The 7738-nt window shown below is 67.1% G+C and carries 9 protein-coding genes and 1 pseudogene; 2 read left to right on the top strand and 8 right to left on the bottom strand.

Features of this window, described 5'->3' with window-relative positions; genetic code table 11:
- Both DBR23_RS09105 and DBR23_RS09100 read left to right on the top strand, forming a co-directional pair.
- Nucleotides 1-131 (top strand): IS3 family transposase (locus tag DBR23_RS09105; protein WP_146191293.1); only part of this gene is annotated, 131 nt, incomplete at its 5' end.
- Nucleotides 132-176: 45 nt separating this feature from the next.
- Nucleotides 177-602, top strand: a complete 426-nt coding sequence (locus tag DBR23_RS09100; RefSeq protein ID WP_233250354.1) for an SDR family NAD(P)-dependent oxidoreductase — start codon at nt 177-179, stop codon at nt 600-602.
- Nucleotides 603-610: 8 nt separating this feature from the next.
- Here the strand turns inward: DBR23_RS09100 and DBR23_RS09095 are convergent, their stop codons facing one another.
- The 8 genes and pseudogenes from DBR23_RS09095 to DBR23_RS09060 all read right to left on the bottom strand — a co-directional run.
- Complete coding sequence (locus DBR23_RS09095; RefSeq protein WP_003121546.1) at nt 611-1873, bottom strand: MgtC/SapB family protein; 1263 nt, start codon at nt 1871-1873, stop codon at nt 611-613.
- Complete coding sequence (locus DBR23_RS09090; protein ID WP_003121545.1) at nt 1870-2925, bottom strand: type II glyceraldehyde-3-phosphate dehydrogenase; 1056 nt, start codon at nt 2923-2925, stop codon at nt 1870-1872. The genes DBR23_RS09095 and DBR23_RS09090 overlap by 4 nt, the downstream gene beginning before the upstream one ends.
- A 27-nt stretch (nt 2926-2952) precedes the next feature.
- Nucleotides 2953-4485 (bottom strand): AarF/ABC1/UbiB kinase family protein, encoded by a 1533-nt coding sequence (locus tag DBR23_RS09085; RefSeq protein WP_170962203.1) that lies wholly within the window; start codon nt 4483-4485, stop codon nt 2953-2955.
- 86 nt (nt 4486-4571) lie between these two features.
- On the bottom strand, nt 4572-5603 hold the full coding sequence (locus tag DBR23_RS09080) for a hydroxyacid dehydrogenase (RefSeq protein ID WP_003121543.1): 1032 nt from the start codon (nt 5601-5603) through the stop codon (nt 4572-4574).
- Complete coding sequence (locus DBR23_RS09075) at nt 5600-5854, bottom strand: hypothetical protein (protein ID WP_009516033.1); 255 nt, start codon at nt 5852-5854, stop codon at nt 5600-5602. Before DBR23_RS09075 ends, DBR23_RS09080 begins: the two co-directional genes overlap by 4 nt.
- Nucleotides 5851-6495 carry a DUF6629 family protein gene (locus DBR23_RS09070; RefSeq protein ID WP_003121541.1) on the bottom strand — a complete coding sequence of 215 codons (645 nt, stop codon included), beginning with the start codon at nt 6493-6495 and terminating at the stop codon, nt 5851-5853. The genes DBR23_RS09075 and DBR23_RS09070 overlap by 4 nt, the downstream gene beginning before the upstream one ends.
- 53 nt (nt 6496-6548) lie before the next feature.
- On the bottom strand, nt 6549-7448 hold the full coding sequence (locus tag DBR23_RS09065; protein WP_108498032.1) for a ribose-phosphate pyrophosphokinase: 900 nt from the start codon (nt 7446-7448) through the stop codon (nt 6549-6551).
- A pseudogene (locus tag DBR23_RS09060) lies at nt 7445-7738 on the bottom strand (thymidine phosphorylase); the annotation flags it as partial. The gene DBR23_RS09065 and the pseudogene DBR23_RS09060, both read right to left, overlap by 4 nt.

The following is a 7738-nucleotide window of genomic DNA, read 5'->3' as shown; positions in this document are numbered from 1 at the left end:
GCGTCACAGTTGAGCAGTTCATTGAGGTGCTCGACGACTACATCCGTTGGTACAACGAGAAGCGGATCAAGATCTCCCTGGGGGCCCTCAGCCCGACCGAATACCGGGTGAGCCTTGGACTTGCGGCATAAAACCAGTCCAAGTTTTTATCCGCACCCCCAGTGGGTCACTTCTGCGTGGAAATCAACACCCTGCCGACCAGCAGTCTTTACCACGCCGCGAAATGGGGTCTGGAAGGCTTCAGCGAATGCCTTCGCCAGGAACTGGAGGGGTTTGGGGTCTTCGTCACACTCATTGAACCGGGCGGCGCTCGCACGAGCTTCAGCCGCAATTTGCAGTACGCGCCGGCGAACCCCGCCTATCAGGACACGCCCGCTGGACAGATTCGCGCGATGTTCGAGAACGCGGGTGACGAGTTGTACACGCTCGATCCGCAGAAGATCGCGCACCGGATCTTCGACACGGCCACGAGCGAGAAGCCACCGCTTCGGGTGGCGCTGGGCGGTGACGCCTTCGGCGTCATCCAGGCGGCGCTCAAGGGCAGGCTGTCTGCCCTTGAAGCGCAGGAGAGTCTGGCGCGATCGGTGGCCTTCGATAGCTGATCGCTGTTTCAGGTCAAGCCCAGGGCGACGGCAAAGCCAGCAGCAGCCATGGCCGCGTACGACGGGAGCACTCTCCATGCGAGCGCCCTACCGCCCAGCGACATCAACAGGACAAGTTTGGTGACCTGATTGACGGATGCGGCGATGAACAAGGCCAGGGTGGCCGAAGCGGCGGTGACGGCGCCCTCGGTCACCAGGCGGCCAATCGAGAGCGTGATCGCATCGACGTCCACCAGACCCGAGGCAGCGGCGGTCAGCATGACGCCAGCATCCCCGAAGCGATCGGCAAGAAAGCGGCCTGCCAGCATCACCGCGGCCAGGAAGGCTGCGAACTGGAGCGCGGAGCGCAGCTGCAATGGGTTGCCAAGCTGAAGTTCGGGCAAGTCGTCGGCGGGCGACCGCGCCGCCAGGAACGTCCCCAGAACACCGCCAGCCACGGCCATGGCCACGAAGATGACCACCGGGTCCCAGCCGATGCCGGGGGCTGCGATGGCGACGAGAGCCGCCATGCGCGCAAACATGGCTGCGCAGGCGAGCGCCGCCCCCGCCGCTGCCAGTGGATGCCAGCCTGGCGTCTGCCCGGCCCAGCGCGCCAACGTGGCCGTGGTGGCGGTGCTCGACACGATCCCGCCGAGCAGCGCTGTGAATACCAGCCCTCGTTTCCTGCCGAGCGAGCGCATCAGGACGAACCCAGCGAACGACAGCACTGCCAGCAGGACAACGGCCCACCAAAGGCGATAGGGATTCAACGCCTCATAGGGGCCAAAGCCACGATCAGGGAGTACGGGCAGTACGACCACGCTGATCAACAGCAACTGCGTGCCGCTGCTGATCTCCGCCTCGGACAGCTTGCCGACGCCGGCGTGCAAGAGCTGCTTAAAACGCAGCAGCGCCAGCACGACCACGGCGGCGACCGCCGAAACGCGCCAAGCGCCACTGGTCGCCAGCGCCCCGATGGCGAAAGTCGCAAGGGCGGCGACGGACGTGGTCAGTCCCATCACGGCATGCATATGCGCCGTCACCAGGTAGCCCACCACCAGATACACCCCGACGAGTACGAGCAGCGCGATGAGCATGCCGGCTCCCCAGCGCTGGGCCAGCAGCCCGCCAAGGCCGCCGAGCAGGCCGATCAGCGCAAAGGTGCGAACGCCCGCGACGCGATGTCCCTCGGGCCGCTCGCGTTGCTGCCATCCCCGTTCCAGGCCGATCAGAAGTCCCGAAGCGAGTGCCAGCCCGAGCCCGACCAGCGCGGGATCATCGAATTCACTCATCGTCGAACCTGGACGCGGTCACGGATGAAATCACGCTGCAGTCCCAGCGAAGCATCGGTGCGCGCCATCGACACCTGGGGATCGGTCTCGATGCCGCTCAAGGCGCGAATGGCATCGATGGTCTCGGGGATTACGATCGCCTGGTTGAAGACCTGGTAGGTGTAGTACGCCTGATCGCCATCGACCGAAAGCACGTCCTCCCACAACGCGACCTCCCACAGGTCGCCGCGCGGGCGGCCGAGATCGGCCATCAGTTCCACCGTGCTGTTGAGGGCCACGAGACCATCCGAGGATCGCACGAACGCGATCCGTGGCGCAGCGCGAAAGGCCGCCAGCACCTCGTCGCGCGTGGCCGGCCTCGTCAGTTCGACCCACCAGGTGTGCAGGTGGCTGCTGTTGTGCGGCGCCTTGACCGCGATCGTGACGACGTCCAGGTCCGGGATCACAGTGCGCGCGTCCGGTCCCTGATGGCTGGGGATCGTCTTCTCCGGCACGAGCGTGTTGATGATGCCCTCCGCATGCGCCTCCCACGGGTCGGAAGCCCGGCGGATCAGCGTCCCGCGGGCTCGCTTGAGCAGGCCCGCTGTCCGAAGCGCCCCCAGGGTGCGCACGATCGACGTCGTGTTGCAGGACACCACCCGGGTGGAGGTGCGGCCGATCGCGGTTGCGTAGTTCTCCTGCGCGACGAACGAATGACCGGTCAACGCGTGGGACTCGCCGCCATGGAAGATGGACTTCACACCGGCAGCGTCGTACGCCCTCTTGTTGACCGCGGCGACTTTCTTGGGTGTGCAATCGACCACGACGTCCGCGTTGGCGAGCAGGTCGGCCAGATCGCCCGCGACAGGAAGCCCCGCAGCACGCATCGATTGTGCGGCTTCAGCGGTCGCCGCGTAAATCGGGAAAGCGCGCTGCGCGGCCACCTGCAGGCGATAGTCGTGCACCACATCCGCGACGCCGGCTAGCGCCATGTCCTCCTGGAGTGCGACCGCATCCGCCACCCGCTTGCCGATCACACCGTATCCGTTCACCGCCACTCTGACCTTGTTCATGCCTGACTCCTTGCTTGATGAGGCGCCTCAGCCGCGGCTGCGCGCGATGGAAAACGTGAACCGGATCGCCAGCGCATAGCCCAGCAGCGCGAGTACCGGCATGTCGCCCCAGCGCGGGCCCACGCCGTGCTGCATCAACAAGCTCGATGCGATGTACAGGCCGAGCGTCACGAGCGCCAGCGCGACGCGACGGCCGAGGCGGTCGATCCCGCTCAGCATCCTGGCATCCGGCTTGATCGACAGTTGCAGCAGGTCACCCTGCCGCAAGACGCTGTGCAGACGCCGCGCCATCAGGGAGGGCAGGGCGTGGGCCGCGTTCCCCAGTTCATATGGCAGACGCTGCGATGCCGCAGACTTGGGCTCGTCGAAGACGCCCGTGGTCGTGTGGCGAGAGATGGCTTCGATGATGGAAAACTCGGGTGCCAGCAGGCGCACCGTCCCTTCGAGCAACAACAGGGTACGCGTGAGCACGAGGAGGTCCCTGGGCAGCCGGACTTCCTGGGTCCGGCCCGCCGCCACGAGCTGCGCGAGAGCACCTGAGAGCGACCAGTCCTTCAGCGGCCTCTGTGCGCAGTCTGCGACCAGGGCACGCACGACAGGCACGAACACGGCCCGATCGGTGCCGTCGCCGAGCAGGCCCAGGTCGAGCCAGGCATCGACCACCCATTCGGCATCCTGCTCGACGAAGGCCAGGGCGAACGCCACCAGCGCCCGCCGCATGTTGCCGTCGACCCGGCCCACGATGCCGAAGTCGTGCAGGCATATGCGGCCATCGTCCATCACGAAGACGTTGCCGGGATGGGGGTCGCCGTGGAAGAAGCCATCGCGGAAGATCTGGGCGACGTAGCTGTCCACGAGTTTGCCCGCGGCCGCCACCGCGGTGGACGAAGGCAGACCGTGCAGGTGAGCTCCGTGGCTGAACTGCTGGACCATGACGGTCGGCGTGCACAGGCCGTCCACCACGTCGGGGATCACGATGTCGGCAGAGCCGCGCCAGGCGTCGGCGAAACGTCGCACGGAAGCTGCCTCGCGCGACAAATCCATCTCGTAGCGGAAGTTGGCCGCAACCTCGTCCACGATGGCTGCCAGCCCCCAGCGACGCAGCGAGGGCACGAGCCCCTGCATGACCAGGACGATGCGGCGCAGGATGCGCATGTCGGTCTCGGCCTGCTCGGCCGCGCCAGGGCGGCGGATCTTCACCACCACTTCCGTCCCGTCCGGCAGGGCTGCACGATGAATCTGGGCGATCGAGGCCGCGGCGAGCGCGTGCATGTCGAAGCGTGCGAAGAGCTGCTGCCATGGGCGGCCGAGCGCCGCCTCGACCTCCTGGACCGCCTGCTCGGGAGGAAACGGCGCCACATTGGCCTGCAGGCTGGCCAGAGCCTCTTGCGCATCGGGCGCCAGAATGTCGGCCCGCAGGCTGAGATGCTGGCCCAGCTTCACGAAGGTCGTGCCCAATCGCTGCAGCACTTCGGCGAAGCGGTCGGCCGCCCGGTGGGTATCGCAGCGCATCAGGCCCCGGTGCCAGGCCACCCAGAGCAGGAACCCGCTCAGGGCCATAGCGATCTGCGTGGCCCGGCGCAGCGCCGAGCGTTGCGTTGGGCGGCCCGCAAGACGCACGGTGGAAACGGGGCGGTTCGGTCGCGTCATGGCTCATCCAACCTGTTGCGCAGGCGGCCCGCATGCCAGGCTGCGATGTTCGAGATGGTCTCGTCGAGGATGCGCGCGATCGCCTCCGACGTATTGAACCCGACATGCGGTGTCACGAGCACACGCGGATGCGTCAGCAGTGGGCTGGATGCCGACCAGCCGGTATCGCAACCCAGTCCGCCGCAGCCCGTGGGCACTTCGGGAGACAGATCCCCTTCCTGTTCCAGCACGTCCAGTCCTGCTGCGGCGACGGTACCTGCCTCCAGTGCGTGCAGCAGGGCGGCGTCGTCGATGAGCGCACCCCGTGCCGTGTTGATCAGTACCATGCCCGGTTTCATGCGCGCGAAGGCCTGGCCATCGAGAAGGTGGTGCGTGGCCTGCGTGGCCGGAACATGAAGGCTCAGAACATCGCTGCTTTGCAGGATCTGCTCCCACGTCACCACGCGGACGCCGGCGATGGGTGCTGCCGTGATGTCGAGCGATGGGGCGAGGGCCGGGTCGTACGCGAGAACTTCCATGCCGAAGCCCAGGGCGATACGGGCCACGTGGCGCCCGATCCGGCCCAGCCCGACGATGCCCAGCGTCTTTCCTTCCAGCTCGAAGCCGGTGAGGCCGCGGTAAGCGAAAGAACCTTGGCGCGCCCGCTCGTGGGCTTGTGTCAGATGGCGAGCCACGCCCAGCAGCAGCGCGAAGGCATGTTCGGCGACGCTGGCGGACCCATAGTCCGGCACGTTGCACACGGCAATGCCGCGTCGGCGGCAAGCCTGCAGGTCGATGTGATCGAAGCCCGCGGAGCGCGTTGCCACGAGCCGCACGCGCGGCAGCAACCGGAGCACCGATTCGTCAACGCGCGTGCGCACGAAGACGCACAGCACCTCGGTGTCTTCATCGCCGACATCGGATACCACCAGGCGTTCGTTCTGGACGAAGTGCGCGTGCCAGTGGGTCGGAAGCCGTTGCTGCAGCGCGGCCTGGTCCGCCGGTGCGATGTCGGAGAACAGAACGGACAGACGGTTTTGTGCGGTCATGAGCCCTCCTCGATTACCCGGTGCAGGGACAGGATGCAGAACGCGGCGATGAAGTGCCCGGTCTTGGTGCCTTGCGCGAGTTCCGCTTGCGCGAATACCGTCGGCAGCCGGCCGGCGACCGCATCGCGCATGGTCTCGAATCCGTCGAGCAACTGAACCGTGAAGAACGCCGCGCGGCGCATCGGGCCCTGCGTGCGGCCGCAGTCCGCGTAGGCCAGTGCGGGCTTGAATCTGGCCGGAGGATTCGTCATGGCACGGCCAGCCTCGCTCGGGGCTCACGGAACTGCCACAGCACGATGAAGCTGAGCACAGCGGCAAAGAAGCACCACACCGAGATGAACCAGGTTGCATAGAACATGTAGGCGGCGATTGCGGAGACAAAGGCGGCCACCCCAAAAGCCGCCACGCGCCGGTGGCTAGAAACCATCAGGCTTGCGCAGGTGCCGATCAGATACAGGGCCATCGTGGTCATCACGTAGAAGTGCGGAGAGTCGTAGAGGATGTGCTGGCCGACCACGCGGGCCGTGATGGGCAGCTTCACCAGCATCGCCAGCAGGTACAGACCGACGAGCGCGCCCGCGACTGCAATGGCCACCAGAACCCGACGGCGCCAACGGACGCTCTCCAGCGCCAGCGCAGCCAGCGGGACGTAGATCGGCCACAGGACGTGCGAGAAGAACGAGTAGAGATGCGTCAGCGCCACGTTCAGCAAGGGCGCGCGGTCGGGGAACGTCAGCCACAGCATGCCTTCGAGCAGTTGCTGGACCCCGAACAGCAGCGGGATGGCGGCATACGGCAGTTCGCGCCGTGAGCGGGCCCGGCGCATGGTGACGGTCCCCAGGCCCAGCAGAACCGCTGCGGCCGTGAAACTGGCGGGTGCGGAAAAGCACATGGGCAGTCATCTCCCCTCGATCGTGAGCGTCATGGCGAGCGCGGCGCAGCGGCTCATGGCGCGCCGGCTTCCATCAGTTCCTGCACCGCTGTCGCCAGCGGTGCCACCACGCTGATGCCGTTAGAGACATGCGGCACGGTGTCGCAGGTCACCACCCGCTGGGGCCCTGCCGCAAGAAGTGCGTGGTACGCGTCGGCGGCGAACAGGGCGTGCACCCCGATGCACACCGGTGGCGGCAATCCCACGCTGCGCACACTGGCGATTGCCTGGATCATCGTGCGCGCGCTGGACACGATGTCATCGATGAGCACGGGCTGGCGGTCTGCCAGGGCCGCGGTGTCGGGAAGGCTGACCTCCACGTCCTTGTCGCCCCGGCGGATCTTCTGCAACACCGTGAACGGCGCGCCAGCCAAGCGCGCGACTTCCTGGACCCATTGCTCGCTTTCCGCATCGGGTCCGATCAACACGGGACGGTCCACATGGGCTGCGACCCAGGCCGCGATGGCGGGCGCGGACTCGACCACACGGGTCGGCACCCGGTAGACCTCGCCGAGCGAGCGGTAGCGGTGCAGATGGGGATCGACGGTGACGATACCGTCGAACCCCGTCGACACCAGCGCAGCGAACGTGCGGGACGTGATGGCTTCGCCCGTGTTGAAGCGCCGGTCCTGACGCAGGTACGCCAGGTACGGGGCAGCCAGCAACACGCGGGTGGCGCCGAGGTCGCGCGCTGCGTCCGCGGCGAACAACAAGGGCAGCGCCTTGGCGTCCGGCTGTGCCAGGCTGGCCACGATCACGACGGTGCGGCCGGTGACGTCGGCGTCCAGCCGCACCAGCGACTCGCCGTCCGGGAACCGGTGCAGTTGCAGGGCAGCCCGCTGCGCGCCCAACGCCCGGATCAGTCCATCGGCGAAGTCTTCGTCGCCCGGCAGGTGAAAAACGAGAGGTTTCATAGGTTCTCCGAAATCTGGAAGATCGGTGGGCGCGAGCGGACGAACTGCAGCGCATAGGCCAGCTCGCCCGGCGCCTGGGCGTGCAGCGTGAAGAGCGGCTGTCCCGCTTCGACCTGGTCGCCCAGGCGCGCATGCACGTCGATGCCGGCGGCAGCGGCGGTCGGTGCTCCGGCGAGCTTGGCCGCCCGCGCGAGCAGCCGGTTGTCGATTCGGGAGACCCGTCCCGTGGACGGCGATGCGACGGTGTGCCGATGCGTTGCCACCGGGATGCTGCGCAGGCCGCCCTGCTC

It is taken from the genome of Acidovorax sp. HMWF018 (genome assembly GCF_003061035.1).
Taxonomy (GTDB): Bacteria; Pseudomonadota; Gammaproteobacteria; order Burkholderiales; family Burkholderiaceae_C; genus Acidovorax; species Acidovorax delafieldii.
The sequence above is the reverse complement of the archived record's forward strand: the minus strand, read 5'-3'. Positions and strand labels throughout refer to the sequence as shown.